15 protein-coding genes are annotated in these 19,641 nt (G+C 59.9%); 8 read left to right on the top strand and 7 right to left on the bottom strand.

The window, feature by feature from the left end; translation table 11 throughout:
* The first annotated feature begins 30 nt into the window (after window positions 1-30).
* Window positions 31-1,605, top strand: coding sequence for a DHA2 family efflux MFS transporter permease subunit (locus tag H4V98_RS13800; protein WP_280757589.1), 1,575 nt, complete (start codon window positions 31-33; stop codon window positions 1,603-1,605).
* A gap of 118 nt (window positions 1,606-1,723) precedes the next feature.
* On the opposite strand, the gene H4V98_RS13795 is transcribed toward H4V98_RS13800, so the two are convergent.
* Together H4V98_RS13795 and H4V98_RS13790 are read right to left on the bottom strand one after the other, a co-directional pair.
* The gene (locus tag H4V98_RS13795) at window positions 1,724-2,734 is read right to left on the bottom strand and encodes an LLM class flavin-dependent oxidoreductase (protein WP_280757588.1); all 1,011 of its coding nucleotides are present in this window, start codon (window positions 2,732-2,734) and stop codon (window positions 1,724-1,726) included.
* 417 nt (window positions 2,735-3,151) lie between these two features.
* On the bottom strand, window positions 3,152-4,576 hold the full coding sequence (locus H4V98_RS13790; RefSeq protein WP_280757587.1) for an FAD-dependent oxidoreductase: 1,425 nt from the start codon (window positions 4,574-4,576) through the stop codon (window positions 3,152-3,154).
* A 374-nt stretch (window positions 4,577-4,950) separates the two neighbouring features.
* On the opposite strand from H4V98_RS13790, the gene H4V98_RS13785 reads away from it, so the two are divergent.
* From H4V98_RS13785 to H4V98_RS13770, 4 genes are all read left to right on the top strand, one after another.
* Window positions 4,951-5,346 (top strand): nuclear transport factor 2 family protein, encoded by a 396-nt coding sequence (locus tag H4V98_RS13785; protein ID WP_280757586.1) that lies wholly within the window; start codon window positions 4,951-4,953, stop codon window positions 5,344-5,346.
* A 142-nt stretch (window positions 5,347-5,488) separates the two neighbouring features.
* On the top strand, window positions 5,489-6,484 hold the full coding sequence (locus H4V98_RS13780; protein ID WP_280757585.1) for a TRAP transporter substrate-binding protein: 996 nt from the start codon (window positions 5,489-5,491) through the stop codon (window positions 6,482-6,484).
* A gap of 121 nt (window positions 6,485-6,605) precedes the next feature.
* Window positions 6,606-7,157 carry a TRAP transporter small permease gene (locus H4V98_RS13775; protein ID WP_196863531.1) on the top strand — a complete coding sequence of 184 codons (552 nt, stop codon included), beginning with the start codon at window positions 6,606-6,608 and terminating at the stop codon, window positions 7,155-7,157.
* A 21-nt stretch (window positions 7,158-7,178) separates the two neighbouring features.
* Complete coding sequence (locus tag H4V98_RS13770; RefSeq protein WP_196863530.1) at window positions 7,179-8,519, top strand: TRAP transporter large permease; 1,341 nt, start codon at window positions 7,179-7,181, stop codon at window positions 8,517-8,519.
* 15 nt (window positions 8,520-8,534) lie between these two features.
* On the opposite strand, the gene H4V98_RS13765 is transcribed toward H4V98_RS13770, so the two are convergent.
* Window positions 8,535-10,043 (bottom strand): PLP-dependent aminotransferase family protein, encoded by a 1,509-nt coding sequence (locus tag H4V98_RS13765; protein ID WP_348535234.1) that lies wholly within the window; start codon window positions 10,041-10,043, stop codon window positions 8,535-8,537.
* A 167-nt stretch (window positions 10,044-10,210) separates the two neighbouring features.
* Entirely contained in the window at window positions 10,211-11,707 is a 1,497-nt protein-coding gene (locus H4V98_RS13760; RefSeq protein WP_196863527.1) for a PLP-dependent aminotransferase family protein, read from the bottom strand.
* Window positions 11,708-11,838: 131 nt separating this feature from the next.
* Between H4V98_RS13760 and hisD the strand changes: the two genes are divergently transcribed.
* The 3 genes from hisD to H4V98_RS13745 are packed head-to-tail and all read left to right on the top strand — an operon-like array spanning window position 11,839 to window position 15,906.
* A complete protein-coding gene (gene hisD / locus H4V98_RS13755) occupies window positions 11,839-13,158 on the top strand; it encodes a histidinol dehydrogenase (protein ID WP_280757583.1) in 1,320 nt (439 codons plus the stop codon).
* On the top strand, window positions 13,124-14,419 hold the full coding sequence (locus H4V98_RS13750) for an aminotransferase class I/II-fold pyridoxal phosphate-dependent enzyme (protein WP_280757582.1): 1,296 nt from the start codon (window positions 13,124-13,126) through the stop codon (window positions 14,417-14,419). Before hisD ends, H4V98_RS13750 begins: the two co-directional genes overlap by 35 nt.
* Window positions 14,416-15,906 carry a pyridoxal-dependent decarboxylase gene (locus tag H4V98_RS13745; protein ID WP_231374736.1) on the top strand — a complete coding sequence of 497 codons (1,491 nt, stop codon included), beginning with the start codon at window positions 14,416-14,418 and terminating at the stop codon, window positions 15,904-15,906. Before H4V98_RS13750 ends, H4V98_RS13745 begins: the two co-directional genes overlap by 4 nt.
* Before the next feature lie 164 nt (window positions 15,907-16,070).
* On the opposite strand, the gene H4V98_RS13740 is transcribed toward H4V98_RS13745, so the two are convergent.
* Genes H4V98_RS13740 through H4V98_RS13730 form a run of 3 tightly spaced genes read right to left on the bottom strand, consistent with a single transcriptional unit; the run spans window position 16,071 to window position 19,627 of the window.
* Entirely contained in the window at window positions 16,071-16,862 is a 792-nt protein-coding gene (locus tag H4V98_RS13740) for a sulfite exporter TauE/SafE family protein (protein ID WP_196863524.1), read from the bottom strand.
* A gap of 30 nt (window positions 16,863-16,892) precedes the next feature.
* Complete coding sequence (locus H4V98_RS13735) at window positions 16,893-18,638, bottom strand: cobalt chelatase (protein ID WP_196863523.1); 1,746 nt, start codon at window positions 18,636-18,638, stop codon at window positions 16,893-16,895.
* Window positions 18,635-19,627, bottom strand: coding sequence for an AAA family ATPase (locus H4V98_RS13730; protein ID WP_196863522.1), 993 nt, complete (start codon window positions 19,625-19,627; stop codon window positions 18,635-18,637). Before H4V98_RS13730 ends, H4V98_RS13735 begins: the two co-directional genes overlap by 4 nt.
* Window positions 19,628-19,641 lie beyond the last annotated feature (14 nt).

The raw sequence follows: 19,641 nt of genomic DNA, 5'->3' as shown, positions 1-19,641 counted from the left end.
TGTTTTTCATAACGTTCCGTCAAGGCTTTCATGGCGACTGCAACCCCCTCCGCATCCGATTTCCTTCCGCCGCCGCCGCTGAGTGGCTCGGCCCGCATGTGGGGCACGCTGGCGCTGTCGGCCGCCACCTTCATGAATGTGCTCGACACGTCGATTGCCAATGTCTCGCTGCCGGCCATTGCAGGTGACCTGGGCGTCAGCCCGACCCAGGGCACCTGGGTGATCACCAGTTTTGGCGTGGCCAACGCGATTGCCGTGCCGCTGACCGGCTGGTTGTCGCAGCGTTTTGGCCAGGTTCGGCTTTTTACCACCAGCATCATCCTGTTCGTGATCATGTCCTGGCTGTGCGGACTGGCGCCGAACATGACCACGCTGATTTTTTTCCGCGTGTTGCAGGGGCTGGTGGCCGGTCCGATGATTCCGCTGTCGCAGGCGCTGCTCCTGTCCAGTTATCCGAAAGCGCTGGCCGGGACGGCGATGGCGCTGTGGTCCATGACCACGCTGGGCGCGCCGGTCATGGGGCCATTGCTGGGCGGCTGGATCACCGACAACATTTCGTGGCCGTGGATTTTCTACATCAACATTCCCGTGGGTTTTGGCGCGGCCTTCATCACCTGGAGCATTTTCCGAAACCGGGAAAGCCAGACCCGCAAGCTGCCTATCGACTCGATTGGCCTGGCGCTGCTGGTGATCTGGGTCGGCGCACTGCAGATCATGCTCGACAAGGGCAAGGAACTGGACTGGTTTCATTCCGGCCAAGTCATTGCGCTGGGTATTGTGGCGCTGGTCGGGCTGATCGCCTTTGTGATCTGGGAGCTGACTGAAGAGCATCCGATTGTGGACCTCAGCCTGTTCAAAAGGCGCAACTTCTGGGCCGGTGCGCTCGCGCTTTCCGTCGGTTATGGCCTGTTTTTCGGCAATGTGGTGCTGCTGCCGCTGTGGCTGCAGCAATACATGGGCTACACCGCCACGCAGGCCGGCATGGTCTTGGCGCCTGTCGGGGTGTTGGCCTTGCTGCTGTCACCGCTGGTTGGCAAGAACATCGGCAAGACCGACCCACGCCACTTTGCCACCGTGGCGTTCGCCGTGTTTGCGCTGGTGCTGTGGATGCGCTCGAACTTCAACACCCAGGCCGACATGGGCACCATCTTGATTCCGACCGTTATCCAGGGTGTGGCGATGGCCTGCTTTTTCATTCCGCTGGTGACCATCACGCTGTCGGGCCTGCCGTATGACAGGATTCCTGCCGCTTCGGGGCTGTCCAACTTCGTGCGTATCCTGGCCGGCTCGTTCGGCACCTCGATTGCCACCACGGTCTGGCAAAACCGTGCCGCCATGCACCATTCGCAACTCAGCGAGTATGTCAACCCGGGCAGCGTGGCTGCCAACACTGCACTTTCCGGTCTGGCCAGCGCCGGGCTGTCAGCCGAGCAGGCGCTGGGCGCCATCAACCGGCTGGTTGATCAGCAGGCTTACATGCTGGCCGCCAACGACGTGTTTTATGCGTCAGCGCTGATCTTTTTGCTCTTGATTCCGCTGATCTATCTGACGCGGCCGACACACGCAGGCGCGGGCAGTGCCGACGCAGCGGCCGGTGCGCACTGAAGAGAGCTTTTTCAGTCAGTCAAGCATCAAACAGGCCGCTTGCGCACAGTGGGTATGCGCGAGCAGCTATTTATTAAATAGCAACACTGCACGACGCCTTGAAAACCTTGGTTGAAAGTCAGGCCGTTTGGGCCTGCAGCGCGGCAGCGGCAATGTCCAGCGAGCGCAGCCGCAAAGCCGGATCGTAGATGTCGCAAACCAGCATGAACTCGTCGGCGTTCGTGGCCTCGGCCAGTGCGCTCAGGCCTTCATGCACGGTGTCGGGGCCGCCAATCACGGCGGCGGCCAGGAAGTCGCCGATGGCCGCACGCTCCTGCGGATGCCGCTGGGACAGGAAATTGGCCGTCGGCGGCAGCAGGCCGCGCCGCTCGCCCGTCAGGATGCCGAGCACGCGCTGATAGGTGCTGCTGGCCAGGTAATCTGCTTCCTCATCGGTGGGGGCGGCGATCAGCGGCACGCCAATTGCCACGTAAGGCTTGGCCAGCGTGGACGACGGGCGGAAGTGCTGGCGGTACAGGGCAATTGCCTGCAGCAGCATGCGTGGCGCGAAATGCGAGGCAAACGCATAGGGCAGGCCACGCTCGGCAGCCAGTTGCGCTGAAAACAGGCTCGAACCCAGCAGCCAGATCGGCACATTGGTGCCGGCCCCGGGCATGGCGATCAGGCGCTGGCCGGGTTGGACTGGCCCCAGCAGCCGCTGCAGCTCGGCCACGTCCTGCGGAAAATCATCTGCCGTCTCGGTGCGTTCGCGCCGCAGCGCCCGCATGGTGGCCTGGTCCGTGCCCGGCGCACGGCCCAGGCCCAGGTCGATGCGGTCCGGGTACAGCTCGGCCAGCGTGCCAAAAGCCTCCGCCACCACCAGCGGTGCATGGTTGGGCAACATGACGCCGCCCGAGCCAACGCGAATCGTGTGCGTGCCGCCGGCAATGTGGCCTACCAGCACGGCAGTGGCCGAACTGGCAATGCCCGGCATGTTGTGGTGTTCAGCCAGCCAGTAACGGACAAAGCCGAGCTGCTCGGCATGCTGCGCAGTGCGCAGGGCAATCGCCAGTGCATCGGCCACCGAGCCGCCTTCGCGGACCGAGACCAGATCGAGCATGGACAGGGAAATGGTGTGGAGGTCTTTCATAAAATTGATTGTCGTGCGTTGTGCCGGACGGTGCTGGAGTGGGGTTTGTCGCGGTTCAGCCTGCCCCACCACGAGACAGTAAACGTTTGACTCCAGGCGCTTGATGGCCAATGACAGCCCGGCAATCCGCAATGCATTGGTCCATGCTGACCGTTTGATTGACCGCACTACAGCGCATGGGGTATTTTGAGCTTGGCCAAAAAATAGAAAAAGTCACGCGTTTACGGCTACATAACCAGAGCAAAAGGTTTGTTTGCCGCGAACCGAGACAACACTGGAAAAATCCAGAACTCCTCAATAGTCGTCGTCAGACGATGGCGCCTCGTCATGGGGTGTCGTGTTGGCCCTCGTTGCGCTGGAAGCAGATCACCTGAGTGACCTGGACATGCGGGTGTCTCTGCCTTGTGAAATGCACGTTCAGATTTTTTCGTCGCGCAGCCAATACCATTTGTAGAGGAAAAACTGGCCGAAGCGGCGAAAAGGCGCAAAGGCTTCCGAACGCACCATGTTCAAGACATTCGGGTATTCAAGTGGCGAGTTGTAGATCGGCAGGTTGAATACTTCGCGGCCAGCGTCCTTGCCTGCTACGCGCTCGGCAATTCGCTTTCCCGCCCAGGTGGAGGCCGCGACACCGTTGCCGCCATAGCCAAGCGCGTGCCATACGGTCTCTTTCGGGTCCGGGCGGGCAATTCGCGGCATCATGTCGTGGCTCACGTCGACCCAGCCCCACCACGAGTGGTCAATCTGGATGCCGGCCAGTGGGGGGAATTTCCGCGCGATCGCGTCGGTGAGCAACTTCAAATGGACCGGGTCTTCGGCATCGGCGCCTGTGATCGAGCTGCGGCTGCCCAGCTGCAGACGGTTGCCTTCGAGCAGACGGTAATAAAAGCGCAAGGTGCGCGTGTCCGTCATGAAGGTCTTGGAGTGGAACTGGCATGCCGCCATCTCGCCGTCAGTCAAGGGGCGCGTCACCACCGAATTGGAGAGGATGGGCAGGATTTTGTTTTTTAACGTGGGCGTGAGGTTTTGCCCGGTATAGCCGCCGGTACACACCACCACACGCTTGGCACGCACAACACCGCCGGGCGTTTGCAGGTGATGCACGCCGTTGACCGTTTTCCAGCCTTGGACCGGGCTGGCCGGGTGCACTTTCACACCCAGTTCACGCGCTTTGCAGATCAAGCCGAAGGTGAATTTCAAGGGGTGGATTCCCACGCCTTCTTCTTCAAACATGGCGCCAAGGTGCTCGCGCTCGTCGCAGTGTTGTTCGCGCACTTCCTGCGGCGTCAGCATGCGCGTCTTGTAGCCAAACACCTCGTTGCGCACGCGCATCATCTCGCGCAGGTAGTCGAGTTTTTTCGGGCGGTGCGCCATGTAGAGGTGGCCGCCGTCAAAGGCTTCGCACTCGATTTCTTTGGTCAGCACCTTGAAGTTTTCAAAGCCGGTGCGCACTTCGGTGTCGAGGCGCTTGGCCACGTCCAGGCCCCAGCGCTCGATCCACTGCGAGCGACTCAGGCGGCCATTGGCATTCTGCCCCTGGCCGCCGCTGCGGCTGGAGCAGCCCCACGAGGTCTGTGCCGCTTCGAGAACGGTCGCGACAATGCCGTGTTCACGTGCCAGGTAAAGCGCGGTGGACATGCCGGTGGATCCCGAGCCGATCACGACCACGTCAGCATCGACGTCGCTGCGGATCGGACCATCGTCCGGTGGCGGGCGGCCCGCCGAGGCGACCCAGTAGCTGGGCGCATATCCGGTGCCTTGGCCGGGCGTGGCGTTCACCAGCGGATCGTAGGTGGGTTCATAGGGCCGCATCAGGTGGCCGCCATTTGTTGTCGAGTTCATGAATTGTCTCCGGAGTTTGTAGCGAGTGCGCAGGGCTGTCGGCAAGAGTTGGTGGCACGACAGCGTGCAGGTCTTGAAAATCATGTTCTTTTGACCACACCGAAGCGTAGGATAGGCAGGAGAGGAGAACTCTGGTTAGGACCAGTTGCAACCATTCCATGGAACCAGCAATGGCTTCGCGTATAACCCAAAAAAAGACTGTCCAGGGTTAACCCGTGTGCTTGGCTCTAACGATTCTGCGAGGCTGGTTCTACAGCCCGAAGTGGTTTGGATTCAACAATACAGTCCGCTCGCAAACAGGTCGCACTGGCGACAAACGTCGAATCCCAATGTCGCGACATGCGAAGACCTTGACACAAACCGCAGGAGACAAGATGACAGCGCCACAAATGACCATCACACCGCAAACCCTCGCCGCCTTTGCAGACGCCTGGAATCGTCACGACCTTGACGCCCTGATGAGCTTCATGCACGACGACTGCTTGTTTCATGCCGTGGCGGGCCCGGATTTGCTGGGTCGCACATTCAGCGGCCGTGCAGAAGTCAGCGATGGATTCAAGGCTGCCTGGACCAACTTCCCCGACGCCGCCTGGCTTGATGGCGAACACTTCGTGGTGGGCGATCGGGGCGTGTCGGAATGCACCTTCAAGGGTACCAAGGCCGACGGCTCGCGCATTGAGGCCCGCATGGTCGATGTGTTCACTTTCCAGGACGGCAAGATTCTGGTGAAGAACGCCTACCGCAAAGACCGTCCGGCACTGGCTGCTTGAGTAAGTCCGCATTCCTCGGTCAGCACAGTTTTAAGTTGGACTGAAGCGGAGCGCAATCTCCAAAATTTGGTCTGATTCTTGCGTTATCAAGATCGGCATTAAGTCGACGGTTTTTTTGCCTTAATCATTTTTGGAGATTTTCATGAAATTCAAAACCACCACCCTGGTAGCGTTGCTGGCAGCCTCTTTCGTCTTTGTGGGCGGCAGTGCGTTGGCTACCACTTTCAAGGTCGCCGTGGGCGATGCCCAGGGCAGCGCCCAATGGGAAATGGCCAACAAGTTCAAGTCGTCCTTTGAAGCCAAGACCGCTGGCAAGCACAAGATTGACCTGTTCCCCAATGGCCAGCTGGGCAGCGAAGAAACCACCATCAACAGCGCTTCGATGGGCACGCTGGACTTTTCCGTTTTGGCGATCAACAACGTGACGCCGTTTTCTCCTACGGTGGGCGTGCTTACGCTGCCTTATGTGATCCAGAGCGCCGAGGAAGCCAAGAAGCTGGTGACTGGCGATGTCGGCAAGGAACTCACTGCCAACACCGTACGCGACGCGGGTGTGCGTATCGTCGGCTGGACCTTCACTGGTTTTCGTGTGTTGACCAACTCCAAGAAGCCGGTGAAGACGCTGGCTGATCTCAAGGGTCTGAAGATCCGTGTGCCCAAGAATGAAATCATGATCGCCTCCTACCAGGCATGGGGTATCAATCCGACGCCCATGGCATGGTCAGAAACGTTCACTGCTTTGCAGCAAGGCGTGGTCGATGGCCAGGACAACCCGTACATCACGGTGAGTTCGATGAAATTCAACGAAGTGCAGAAGTACATCACCAACATCCGCTATGTGTTCTCGCTCGAACCCATCATTGTTGGCGAGGGCTTGTTCAAGAAGCAGCCGGCCGATGTGCAGAAAGCGATTCTGGATGCCGGTGCCGAAGCCACCGAACACAGCTACAAGTGGCTGGCTGAGACCGAAGACAAAATCAAGAAAGAGCTGACAGCCAAGGGCATGCAGATCACCGACCCGGCCGATGGCGAAAAAGAGTGGATTGCCAAGGCCACGACCACAGTGTGGCCGCAGTTCTATAAAAGCATTGGCGGCAAAGACAAGCTCGACAAAGTTCTGAAAACTTTGGGACGTTGATAGCTTGAGAGCAGCGGCCACCCGGTGTGGCTGCTTTTTTTTTATGAATTTGTGTTGCAGTGCACGTCATGAACGTGCCTGCCCTGGCGCTCTTTGCGCGCTGTTTGTTGAGGAAAATGCCATGACGCTCCTGCGCAACTCGCTGGCCTGGTTAAACGATATCGAGACACTGCTGTGCGAGTGGTTGCTTGCACTGTTTGTGGTCCTGCTGTTCGCGCAAATCGTCTCGCGCCAAGTGTTCAACCACTCGCTCGCCTGGTCGGAGGAGCTGTCCACCTATATGTTCGTCTGGTTTGCCTATCTTGGCGCCGTGGTAGCGGCCAAGATGTCGGCGCACAACCGGGTCACGGTGCATTTTCAGTTCATGCCCAAGTGGCTGGCCACGACACTGCTGACTGTGGGCGATCTTCTCTGGGTCGCCTTCAACATGTATTTCGTCTGGCTCAGCTATGACTTCGTGTTCAACCGCATGAACCTGTTCTGGAAGTCGCAGACGCTGGGTGTGCCGATGAAATACATCTACATGATTTTGCCGATTGCTTTCACCCTCATGTCGATCCGCGTGCTGTGGACTATTTACCTGCGCGTCGTCAAAGGCGAGGAGTTGCTGGATCCGGAAACGGCCGGGATCAAGAAAATGCAGAAGAACAATGACGCGCGGGCCACAAGCTGAACGCGCACCGGAGACAACACCATGGAAATGTACTTACCTGAGATTTTGTTTGGCGGCTTCATGCTGCTCCTGCTTCTGGGCGCACCGATTACGGTGGCGCTGGGTGGTGCCGCCATGGCCGCCTATATGGTGCTCGACAAGGACCCGATTGCATTGGTGCAGATCGCGTTCAATTCGGTTGGCAGCTTTCCGCTAATGGCTTTGCCTGCTTTCGTGCTGGCTGGCGCGTTGATGGAAGCCGCTGGCATTTCACGGCGCCTGGTCGACATCGCTGAAGCAATGGCCGGTCCCATTACCGGTGGCCTGGGTGTTGCCACGGTGCTGGCATGCCTGTTTTTCGGAGCCATTTCCGGCTCGGGCCCGGCGACTACCGCAGCGGTAGGCATGTTGATGATTCCTGCAATGACCAAGCGCAACTATGACCGCGCTTACGCCTCGGCGGTAACTGCCGCGTCGGGAGGGCTGGGCATTATCATTCCGCCCTCAATCCCGATGGTGATTTTTGGCATCGCTGCGCTGGGGATGGCCCCGCCGCCCGAAGCGGTGGAAAAGTTCGGCACGTTCGCTTCTTTGTCCATCCCCAAGCTGTTTGTCGCTGGCGTGATGCCCGGATTCTTGATGGCGGGCAGCCTGCTGCTGATGAACTACTTTATTTCGAAGAAGAGCGGTTATCGCGGCCTGTCGGATAACTGGTCGGGCGGTGAACTCCGCGCTGCGCTCAAACGGGGCGTCTGGTCCATTTTGGCTCCCGTGATTATTCTGGGTGGTATTTACGCAGGCATTTTCACGCCGACCGAGTCCGCCATCGTTGCGATCTTCTACACGCTGTTCGTTGGTTGTTTCGTGCATCGCGAGATGCGCTGGAAGGCGATCAAGACGGCGCTGCGCACCACCACCTGGATCACCGGGCGTGTGTTGTTGATCCTGTTCACTGCCACGGCGTTCGGGCGGCTGTTGGTGGAGCAGCGCATCCCCAGCGATATTGCCGAGGCGATGCTCAACATGACATCCAACCCCTACATCATCTGGGCGCTGGTGATCGTGTTCCTGCTCTTTGTGGGCATGTTCATGGAAACGCTGGCGGCCATCCTGATTCTCGTGCCGGTGCTGCTGCCAGTGATGTACATGACCGGCGCCGACCCGACCCATGTGGGCATCGTCGTGATCTGCACCTTGTCGATCGGCTTCATGACGCCGCCACTGGGGGAGAATTTGTTCGTCGCCTCTGGCATTGGCGGGGAGCCTGTGGAAAAGATCATCGTCAAGGTGTTGCCCTTCGTGCTTGTGACCACCATTGCGACGTTCATCATTGCCTATGTGCCGCAAATTTCGCTCTGGCTGCCCTCGCTGATGGGATATTGATTAAAACCAGTCACTTCAACAGACTTTCAAGCTTGTCAATGTTGGCGGACAGCGTTTTTGAAGGGCGTCGATCACAGCCGCCAGGGTTGCGATGCCTTTATCGATTACGCGTGCATTGATCGACTGAAAACCCAGTCTGACAAAGTTGCCTGCGGGATGTTCGGCCTGAAAAAATATATCGCCCTGTTCGATCAAAACACCGCATTCTGCAGCACGTTCAGCAAGCTCGGTGGCTGACACATTATTGGGAAGTTGCACCCAGCAGGAGCCGCCGCCATTGAACGGCGTCACCGTGCACTGAGGGATATGGCGCGCCAAGGCGTCAAGCATCAGGGCTCCGCGCTCCTTTTGCGCTTGCGCCAGACGTTTGAGGTGTGCATCGTTATAGCCCAGCGAGATGAACAGCGAGAGGCTGCGCTGTATGAACGATGACGGGTGGCGGATCATGAGGCGCCGCAGCGCACGGAGTTCGGTGATCAGTTCGGGCGCTGCCACGATGTAGCCAACGCGCAGGCCCGGTGCCATGCTTTTCGAAAGGCTGCCGATGTAGATCACGCGGTCGTTGCGGTCCAGGCTTTTGAGCGCTGGAATCGGATTGCCTGCGAAATTGTTCTCGCTTTCAAAATCGTCTTCAATAATGACCAGGTCTGATGCATCGGCCAGACGCAGCAGTTCCTCGCGTCGGTGCAGGGGCATGGTCACGCCGGTCGGACACTGGTGGCTGGGTGTGGTGTAAAGGTAGTCGAGATCGCGCAGCCTGTCGTCCACAATCAGGCCATTGTCGTCCACAGGCAAAGGCACAATTTGTTTGGTGCGTCGACTGAAGATATTGCGTGCATCGGGGTAGCAAGGGTCTTCAATGCCGACCTTTGTGCGTTCGCGCATCAACAGGTCAGCCACCATGTAAAGCGCATGCTGCGCACCCACTGTGATCATGAGCTGGTCTGCAGTGGCCCAGACGCCACGTCGGGGCAACACACGGGTGCATATTTGCTCTACCAAAGATTCGTCGTCGCGAGTGATCTGATCGGGTGCCCAATCACGTATGTCAAGCACGCTGAGTGCCTTGAGGCAGCACTCACGCCAGGCAGCGGTGGGAAACAGGGATTCATCAAACTGGCCATAGAGAAACGGGTAGGCGCTTTTCTGCCAGTTCGCAGGTTTGACAATGCTGCGCTGCGCACTGGGTCGCTGGTGCAGGCGTTGCGCCCAGGTGATGGAAGGGGCGCGCTGTTCACTGTCGGCTGGGTTGCGGGCCTGGACACGTTCACCCAGCAAGGCTGAGCACACGAAGTGGCCTTTGCGTTCGCGCGAGACCAGATAGCCGTCGTCCACGAGTTGTTGATAAGCGAGCACGACGGTGATGCGTCCCACGCCCAACTCGATGGCCAGCTCGCGGCTGGAGGGTACTGGCGTGCCTGGTTTGAGCTGTGCGTCCAGAATCGCAGAAACCAGCATTTCCCGGATTTGACCTTGCAAGGTAAGGTTTTCACGCGCACTGTGTTGCAGCAGCTGTTTCCACATTGCGCCTTGGAGCGGTTGGGCCATGTCAGAAAATCCTAAAGCTGTTGTAAGTCGAAAAAATCAAAGAACGAATTGTGCGCCAAGGGTCATCAGGGCCAGTTGATTCTGGTTGCATTCGACGCTCTCAAAAGGCAATGCCAAGGGCGAGATTCTCTGTTGATAAAGGGCTAAACGCCTGCCTGCTTTCGCGCTTCGCACAGTTCACGTACGCCCGCTTCAATAGCAGCACTGCCAATCGCCGAGTAACCCATGCGAAAGAATCGACGGCTTGCAACGTTGGGCTGCGCGAAAAACACCTGCCCTGATTCAATCAGCACACCGCGTGCCTGTGCCTGCCGTGTCACCGCCAGCGAATCAAAACCAGCCGGTCCCTGAACCCATGCGCCTGATCCTCCCTGGGCTTTGCTTATAAAACAGTCCGGCATCCAGCGCTGCATGGCCGTGAGCAACACCAGGCGCCGGTCCCGGTAGGTGACATTCAACTTGCGAATAAATGCATCGTGGTGCCCTTGCGCTATGAACAAGCTGGCAATGTGGGCATTGTTAGAGGGCACATGTCGCATCATCAACCGGCGCACCGCCCGCAGTTCGCGAATCAATTCCGCAGGCGCCACGATGAAGCCCAGTCGCAGGCCATGGGCCAATGTTTTGGACAGGCTGCCCAGGTAGATCACTCGCCCCTCGGTATCCATGCTTTTGAGTGCAGGCAGTGGGCGCCCTGAAAAATTGAGCTCGCTCTCATGGTCGTCTTCAAACAGCACCACATTTTTCTTTCGCGCCAAATCCAGTAGAACCTGGCGGCGCGCCAGCGGCATCGTCACACTGGTGGGACATTGGTGGCTGGGCGTCACATAGACGTAATCGCACTGGCCCAATTTGCGAGACGGCACCAACCCCTGTTCGTCTACGGCCAGCGGCGTTACACGCGAACTGCGTGCTTCAAAATTATTACGCGCATCAGCGTAACCCGGGTCCTCCATGCCCACCACCGTCTTATGCCCGATGAGCACTTGGGCGAGCAAAAAACAAGCCATTTGCGCGCCGGCAGTTACCAGGATCTCGTCACGCTGGGCCACGATACCGCGCGCAGGCAGCAAGCGATGCTGGATCTGGCTCACCAGACCTTCGTGATCTCGGTCCACATGGTCTTGGGACCATGTCCTGACCGCTGGCGTCAGCAAGGACTGTTGAGAGCACGCACGCCAGTCGGCCAAAGGCATGAGGCTGGCATCGAACTGCCCATATACAAAGGGATAAGCAAAGTCCTGCCAGTGGGTCGGCTTGGCAATGTTGCGCTGACTGGCGACATCGCTTTTCAAGCGGCTTGCCCAGGACAGCGGGTCAACAACGCCGCCAGGGACGTGTGCTTGGCGCGCCTGCCCCATGACAATTTCAGGATTGACGAAGAGGCCACTGCGCTCGCGCGCCACCAGAAAGCCTTTGTCTACCAGCATCTGCAAAGCGAGCGTGACCGTGTTGCGCGACACACCCAACGCTACTGCGAGCGAACGGCTGGGAGGAATGGCTGCAGCGGCAGGGATCAGCCCCGTCAGGATACTGTGGACCATCATTTCCTTGATTCGCCCTTGCAGTGTGGCGCTGCTACCTGCGAAGCGGGGCAAGAGGCCGGCCCATATATCCGCAATGTCTTGCGCTGGGCGCATGAATTTTCCTTGTGATCGATTCGATTGAAATTGAATTCTGGCACCAAACAAATGTGATTATGGATCTAACACCAAAGAAGGTGCAGGCCTAGCATCAGCAACATTCCTCAACACCACCACCAAGGCACTCCATGAGCACCGAATACCTGAAGAAAGCCACCCCGCCTGTCGAGACAATTAATACAGCCACCGGCGAGACCGTTCAGCGTATGCTGGCTGAAATCAAGCGCGAAGGGCGAGAAGCCGTGGAGCGCTATGCACGCGATCTGGATGGTTACAACGGCAAGATCGTGCTCGACGAAAGCGACTTCGCCGCGGCAGCCAAAGCCGTTCCACAAGGTGTGCGCGACGACATCACTTTTGCGCACACCCGTGTACGTGATTTCGCCCGGCGCCAACGTGGATCGCTGAGCGAGTTTGAAGTGGAGTTGATGAGTGGCCTGGTGGCCGGACAAAAGCTCATCCCGGCTAACACCGCAGGCTGCTATGTGCCCGGAGGACGGTACGCCCATGCCGCCTCGGCCATCATGAGCGTCTGTACGGCCAAGGTGGCTGGCGTGCCCAATATCATCGCTACGTCCCCGGCTCACAAAGAAGCCGGCATGAACCCCGCCATCCTCTACACCATGCAGCTCTGCGGTGCACACACCGTGCTGGCGCTGGGCGGCGTGCAAGGCATTGCAGCCATGGCCTATGGGCTGTACGCAGCCCAGCCTGCCGACATCATTGTGGGCCCGGGCAACCGCTTTGTGGCCGAAGCCAAGCGCACTCTGTTTGGCAGTATTGGCATTGATGTGGTGGCAGGCCCCACCGAATCGGCCGTGATTGCCGATCACAATGCCGATGCAGAAATCGTGGCTGCCGACCTGGCCGGCCAGGCCGAGCACGGACCGGACTCGCCTGTGTGGCTGTACACCACGTCGCGTGAGCTGGGCCACAAAGTGATCGAGATCATGCCGCGTGTCATTGCCGCCCTGCCAGAGCCGGCTCGTTCGGCAGCCACGGCAGCATGGCGCGATTACGGCGAGGTGGTCTGGGCCTCCAGCCGCGAAGAAATATGCGAGATCAGCGATTGCTATGCGCCCGAACACCTGCAGGTGCTGGCAGACGACCTGGACTGGTGGCTGGACCGCCTGACCAACTACGGCTCGCTGTTCCTTGGCGAAGAAACCACCGTGGCCTATGGCGACAAGTGCGCAGGCCCCAACCACATCCTGCCCACGCGCGGCGCAGCGCGGTATTCCGGCGGTTTGAGCGTAGGCAAGTTCATTAAGACCGTGACTTACCAGCGCCTGAACCGCGCCGCCAGCCGCGATGTGGGCCAAGTGGCCGCCCGCATCTCGCGGCTGGAAGGCATGGAGGGCCACGCGCGCACGGGGGACATTCGACTGAAGAAATATTTTCCCGAAGAACAGTTTGAACTGGGCACGCTGCAAGGCCACCAGCACTGACATGAACAGCACCAACCCCCCCCCCCGCGCCGCAGACGGCCTCTGGTTCGGCAAAGACCTGAGCCAGTCCGAGCCCATCCCTGAGACGGCCATTGAACAGGCTGTGGCACTCATGCGCAGCGGCAGGCTGCACCGTTATGGAGAACAGGGGGCTGGCACGCCCGATCCCTCGTTGCTGGAGCAGGAATATGCGGCCTATGTGGGCAGCAAATACTGCGTGGCCGTGAACTCTTGCGGCGCTGCCATGTTTCTCGCTCTAAAGTCACTTGGCGTCAAACCAGGTGACAAGGTGCTGACCAGCAGCTTCACACTGGCCCCCGTGCCAGGCGCCATCGCCCACGCGGCTGCATTGGCGGTGCTGGTCGAGACGCGTGACGACTACACCACCGACCTGTCGGACCTGGAACGCAAGGCGGCCACCAGTAGTGCCAAGGTTTTTCTGCTCTCGCACATGCGGGGTCATATCACCGATCTGCGCGCGGTGCGCGAGATCTGCGACCGCCATGGCATCGCGCTGGTGGAGGACTGCGCCCACACCATGGGTGCGCGCTGGGACGGTCAGCACACCGGGACTTTTGGCCACATTGGTTGCTTTAGCAGCCAGACCTACAAACACATCAACTCTGGCGAAGGCGGTCTGCTGGTTACCGACGACGACGACATCGCCGCCCAGGCGATCCTGATGTCGGGCTGCTACATGATGTACGACCAGCATATCCTGCGCCCAGAGCTCGAGGTGTTCGAACGCTGGCGCTATGTCACACCCAACTTCAGCATGCGCATGTCCAATCTGGCAGCCGCGTTGCTTCGCCCCCAACTGGCGCTGCTGCCCGAACGCGGTGCGCGCTGGCGTCGCATGTATGGTGACTTGGCCCATGCGTTCGCGAGTGTGCCCCATGTTTCACTGCCGGTGCGCGATGAACGCGAAGACTTTGTGCCCAGTTCCATCCAGTTTTCCCTTGATTTGTCGGCCTCGCAAATTCAGCACTTCTTGCGCGAATGCGAAGCCCGTGGCCTTTACGTCAAGTGGTTCGGCTTGACCGTTCCTACCGCGTTCACCAGCCATTTTGGACACTGGCACTACCTGCCCGAGCAAGCGCCGATGCCGCAGTCCCAAGCGGTGCTCCGCCAATTGCTTGACCTGCGCACGCCGCTGTCGTTGACCCCAGAGGACTGCCAGTTGATCGGTCAGATTGTACAAATCGCCACCACGATCGCAGCTGCCCAACCGGTCGGCGAACAGGCGAAAGACAAGCCATGAATTCTTCGCAATACGCAAGCGTTCCGTTGGAACAAACGCTGGACCCCGCTGACTGGAACGCCTTTCGTGCCCAGGCCCACCGCTTGCTCGACGCCTCTATTGGCCGTATGGAGGGCTACAGCGAAGGCCCGGTCTGGACGCCGCTGCCACCGGATATTCAAGCCGATTACCAAGCACCTTTGCCCAGCAAAGGCATTGGTCCTGAAGCCATCCAGTCCCATTTGACGGCATTGTTGCCCTACGGTGTCGGCAATACCCATCCGCGCTTCTTCGGCTGGGTCCATGGTTCGGGCACGCCGGGAAACCTGCTGGCCGACATCACCGCTGCCGCCATCAATGCCAATCTTGGCGGCCGCGACCATGGCGCGATGTATGTGGAAAAGCAGGTGGTGAACTGGTGCCGAGAGATGTTTCAATTCCCCGAAACATCGAGCGGTTTGATTGTCAGCGGCACATCCATTGCCACCATCGTCGCCTTGAAAGCGGCGCGTGATCGCTGCTTTGACTTCACCAGCCGCAAAACCGGACTGCAAAAAACAGCATTGGGCCAACTGGTGGGCTACACCTCGGCGCAAACCCATTCCTGCGTTGCCCGCGCCTTTGACATTCTGGGACTGGGCTCGGACGCATTGCGCAAAATTGCGGTCAATGAAAACTTCGAAATCGACACTTCTGTGCTGCAAGCGGCGATTTCACAAGATCGCGCTGCAGGCCTTACGCCCTTCGTCATTGTGGGTACTGCGGGGGCCGTGAATGTGGGTGCCATCGATGACCTGGAAACACTGGCTGATATTGCAGAGGACGAAAAGCTGTGGCTGCACATTGACGGTGCGTTTGGTGCCTTGGGCGTGCTGTGCGAACAGTTGCGTCCCAGATTGACGGGCATCAAACGGGCCGATTCTCTGGCCTTTGATTTCCACAAGTGGCTGCATGTCAATTACGACGCGGGCTTTATTTTGATGCGCTCGGAGGAGCTGCATCGCCGTGCATTTTCCGAACGCCCCGAATACCTCAAAGGCGCTGAACGCGGTCTGGCAGCGGGCAACTCCTGGCCTGTCGAATACGGTCCAGAGCTTTCGCGCGGCTTTCGGGCACTCAAAATCTGGACGCAACTGGCTGAACACGGCACTGACAAGCTGGGCTCACTGATCGCACAGAACTGTGCGCAGGCGGCGTACCTGAAGACGCTGGTTGATGCCCATTCCTGCATGACCATGGTGGCGCCCGTGGCCATGAATATTTGTTGCTTTCGCTACCTTGCCTCGGGAAAGGAAGAGCCGGCGGTGGACCGCCTCAATGACGAGATCGTGGTGCAGCTACAAATTCAGGGGCTGGCCGCACCTTCCACGACCATTGTGCACGGCCGCAACGCCATTCGGGTGAATATCACCAACCACCGCACCACCCGGGCCGACCTGGACATGCTTATCCGGGAAATCGACCGCATCGGCCAGGTCCTCCTGAGTGCAACCCACCAGCAGGCCTGAGTGGTAAACGCATGAACGGCAAGTGCAGCGCGCATTTCGCCTGTCGCTCGCGATACAGGAATGGCGATGACCACAAGGCGCCCACCTGCGCCATCATCCAGCACCGTGACAAGGCGTTGCATGTGATTGAAGATCTTTGCCAGTGTATGAATCCACTGACGCGTTCACCCCAGCAGGGCGTAGAGCGAGCGCCCCAAGCTCAACGCGGCCAGCACGATCAGAAGGTTCAGTACATGGCTGCGGAATTTTTTCTGTGACACGCCGCTGAACGAGCGTTGACCGACGGCGATGCCTGCCAGCATGGCAGGCGCCAGCCAAAGTACCCATTTCAGTGTTCCACTGCCAAACAAATGACCCGTCGCCGAGGCGGAGGAGGGGATTAGCGCGGCGCCGGCCAGCGCCACCACGTCGCTGAACAGGATCAGCGCAATCAATGTGGCACGCAGCGCTGCTGGCGCCATGCGAGTGGCACTGAGCAGCACGGCCAGCGCAATGCCCCCTATCGCCGCCACGCCAGTGATGAAGCCCGACGCCAATCCAGCCGCAAATTTCATCGGCGCGGTCGGTGTCAGCGCTGCATGGCGACCGCTGCGCAGCAACAGGGCAGCCATCAACAACAAGAAGCCAATCAGCAGCCGCAATTGGGTTTCCGGCAGCCAGGCAAGCAGCACCAGACCCAGCGGCGTCGCCAGCAAGGTGCCCAGCGCCAGCCACTTGAACCACGGCATGTCGATGTCACGCGCCACGCTGCGCAACTGGCTCAAACTGGCCAAAATTTCAAGCATGAACAGCGCTGGCACCACCATTGCGGGCGAGACCACCAGCGACATGCCCGCCACCGTGACAGCCGAAAATCCGAAGCCGGCAAAGCCGCGCACCATTCCTGCGGCAAACACCACGCACAAGCTGAAGGCCAGCAGCAAGGGTGCCAGCGGGGGTGTCAACAAGTCAGCCATGGCGCGGCGTGGTGGCTTGTTGCATGGTGTTCAGCGCCGGCGCTGGCTGGCGATCAGCGTGAAAATGTCGCGAAAGACTTCGTTGGTGACCGACGCCGATAAATCCAGCGCCTGGCTTTTGCTGTAGTACGGGCTCAAATCCAGCCCCACGCCCACACCAAAAATCTCTGCTTGTCCGCTCTGCTCCAAATGCGCCACCACCTGTCGCAAGTGGTGGTCGAGGTAATGCTGGTCGTTGGCCTGATGGGTCGCGCCGTCCATGGGACAACCGTCGGAGATGACGATCAGCAACCTGCGCCCCTCGCTGCGTCCCTGCATGCGCTGGCAGGCCCAGTTCACGGCTTCGCCGTCGACGCCTTCTCGGAACAGGTCGGCCTTGAGGAGGGCGGCAATGTCGGGCCGGGCGCGGCGCCAGGGCGTGTCGGCGTTCTTGAACACCATGTGGCAGGCTTCGTTCAGCCGCCCTGGGTTGGCTGGCCGGCCGGCGCGCAGCCAGTCACGCCGGGCGCGTCCGCCATTCCACGCACCGGTGGTAAAGCCCAGCACCTCGTTGTCGACGCCGGCCTGCTCCAGCGCGCGCACCAGCACGTCGACAATCATCGCTACCGACTCGATATGCTCGCGCATCGAGCCCGAGCAGTCGATCAAGAAATTCACTTGGCTATTGGACACCGCCTCGTGACGCTCGATGCGAAACAGTCGCCGCTCGGTGGGCGAAGCCACCAGCTGCGCCAGCTGGCGGCCGTCGATATAGCCTTCTTCCTGGCCACCGTCCCAGCCGTCCCGCGTCGGCACGGCCAGCAGGGCCTTGAGTTGCCGCGCTAGGCGCGCCACATGGATGCCCTGGCCGGCAATGCGCTGGTCCAGCCGCTCACGGTATTCGCGCAGCAGCTCCGCGCGCACCAGTTCGCTCGCCCGTACCTCACGGTCATAGGCCATGGTAAACACGCGGTAGCCGTCTTCGGACTCTTCCAGCACACGGCTGTTGCCAGAGGCTGGCGTGGCAATGCCTTCGCCCGCTTCTTCGTTGTCAAAATCCGTCCAGAGTTGAAAGGCGTTGCGCGGCAGTTTGCTGCGGTCTTCTTCCGACGTATCGCGCTGATCGTCGCCGGCTTCCTGCGTGCTGTGCACCATGTCGGAGACAGCGCGGGCAATGGCGAGGGCATGTGGCGCGTAGGCCTCCTGGTCAAAACGCGTGCGCCGCAGCCGCGACAGGTTGTGGCCCAGCTTGGGCGCCAGGCTCATGCGCGTGGCCTCGATGAAGTCCTCGGTGTCGTGCAGCACCGGCTCGGCGGTTACGCGGGCGCGGCAGATTTGCGCCACGGTGTAGAGCAAAACGCCGCTAGTGGATTCGGTCAGGCCGCTGTGGTGAAAGGCCAGCGACCACTGCTCATGGCGATGCCTCAGGTTTCGGACCAGGCCCGGCATGTCCGGTGTCGCCAGCGCTTCACAGCGAAATTGCTCCAGTATCTCGAACAGCATGCGCGCCAATGGCTCCACCGGGCTCAAGTTTTGGTGCAAGTCGGCGTTTGAATGCGCCAGGCGCAGTGCCATGCCATCGGCTGCGCCACGGAACGAGCCAAAGTCATCGGTTTCCAGCGACGGGCTCAGGTGCGGAGCAAACAGCGGCAGCGCCTGCTCGCCCCGGTGCAGGCGGCGCCCGCGAAAGTGCAGGTCAGCTTCACCGCTGATGGCGCGAATGGACGCCGCGCACAACTCCTCGACCCGCTGCTGCTGCCTGGAAGCGGCCTGGACATCGACAGGCGTGGGTGTCACGGTATGGCCGCGCCAGCACCAGCGCCAAGCGCGTAGGATTCTTCCAGTTCCCGGTCAAAGCAGCGCTGGAAGTATTCGGCCACGATGGAGCGTTCGGCCTCGTCGCACTTGTTCAGGAAAGACAGGCGAAACGCCACAGCCGCGTCGCGAAAGATTTCTGCGTTTTCGGCCCAGGTGATGACAGTGCGCGGCGACATCAGCGTGGAAAGGTCGCCGGCCGTGAAACCCTTGCGTGTCAGGTCGGCCACGGTGACCATGGACTCAATCAATTTTTTGCCCCTGTCATCGGCGAAATGCGGCACACGTGCCTGAACGATGGCCACTTCCTCGTCGCGCGGCAGGTAGTTCAGCGAGGCAAAGATGTTCCAGCGGTCAATCTGGGCATGGTTCAGGCGCTGCGCGCCGTGGTACAGCCCGCTCAGGTTGCCCAGGCCCACGGTGTTGGCCGTGGCAAAGAGGCGAAAGAACGGATGCGGTTTGAGCACACGGTTCTGGTCCATCAAGGTGAATTTCCCGTCGCGTTCCAGTAGCCGCTGGATCACGAACATCACGTCGGGGCGCCCTGCGTCGTACTCGTCAAAAATAAGGGCCACCGGCCGCTGCAGTGCCCAAGGCACGATGCCTTCCTGAAACTCGGTCACCTGCTGACCGTCTCGCAGCACCACGGCGTCCTTGCCTACCAAGTCCAGGCGGCTGATGTGGCCGTCGAGGTTGACGCGCACGCAAGGCCAGTTCAGCCGCGCCGCCACCTGCTCGATGTGGGTGGACTTGCCGGTGCCATGCAGGCCCTGAACCATCACGCGGCGGTCGCGGCTGAAGCCGGCGAGCAGCGCAAGTGTCACGTCCTGGTTGAAGCGGTAGGCCGGATCGATGTCCGGCACATGGTCTTCGGTTTCGCTGAAAGCAGGGACCTGCAGGTCGGTGTCGATGCCGAAAACATCGCGCACGGAAACCATGCGGTCGGGACGAATATGGGGCAGTTCAGTCATGGTCATTCTTTTTG

The organism is Polaromonas sp. CG_23.6 (assembly GCF_029892315.1).
Lineage (GTDB): Bacteria > Pseudomonadota > Gammaproteobacteria > Burkholderiales > Burkholderiaceae_C > Polaromonas.
The sequence above is the reverse complement of the archived record's forward strand: the minus strand, read 5'-3'. Positions and strand labels throughout refer to the sequence as shown.

Bases quoted from the DNA above. Each gene is read 5' to 3' on its own strand.
- H4V98_RS13775 (WP_196863531.1), top strand. From the start codon at position 6,606: ATGACGCTCCTGCGCAACTCGCTGGCCTGGTTAAACGATATCGAGACA.
- H4V98_RS13795 (WP_280757588.1), bottom strand. From the start codon at position 2,734: ATGAAAGACCTCCACACCATTTCCCTGTCCATGCTCGATCTGGTCTCG.
- hisD (WP_280757583.1), top strand. From the start codon at position 11,839: ATGAGCACCGAATACCTGAAGAAAGCCACCCCGCCTGTCGAGACAATT.
- H4V98_RS13780 (WP_280757585.1), top strand. From the start codon at position 5,489: ATGAAATTCAAAACCACCACCCTGGTAGCGTTGCTGGCAGCCTCTTTC.
- H4V98_RS13760 (WP_196863527.1), bottom strand. From the start codon at position 11,707: ATGCGCCCAGCGCAAGACATTGCGGATATATGGGCCGGCCTCTTGCCC.
- H4V98_RS13745 (WP_231374736.1), top strand. From the start codon at position 14,416: ATGAATTCTTCGCAATACGCAAGCGTTCCGTTGGAACAAACGCTGGAC.
- H4V98_RS13765 (WP_348535234.1), bottom strand. From the start codon at position 10,043: ATGTGGAAACAGCTGCTGCAACACAGTGCGCGTGAAAACCTTACCTTG.
- H4V98_RS13740 (WP_196863524.1), bottom strand. From the start codon at position 16,862: ATGGCTGACTTGTTGACACCCCCGCTGGCACCCTTGCTGCTGGCCTTC.
- H4V98_RS13800 (WP_280757589.1), top strand. From the start codon at position 31: ATGGCGACTGCAACCCCCTCCGCATCCGATTTCCTTCCGCCGCCGCCG.
- H4V98_RS13730 (WP_196863522.1), bottom strand. From the start codon at position 19,627: ATGACTGAACTGCCCCATATTCGTCCCGACCGCATGGTTTCCGTGCGC.
- H4V98_RS13770 (WP_196863530.1), top strand. From the start codon at position 7,179: ATGGAAATGTACTTACCTGAGATTTTGTTTGGCGGCTTCATGCTGCTC.
- H4V98_RS13785 (WP_280757586.1), top strand. From the start codon at position 4,951: ATGACAGCGCCACAAATGACCATCACACCGCAAACCCTCGCCGCCTTT.
- H4V98_RS13790 (WP_280757587.1), bottom strand. From the start codon at position 4,576: ATGAACTCGACAACAAATGGCGGCCACCTGATGCGGCCCTATGAACCC.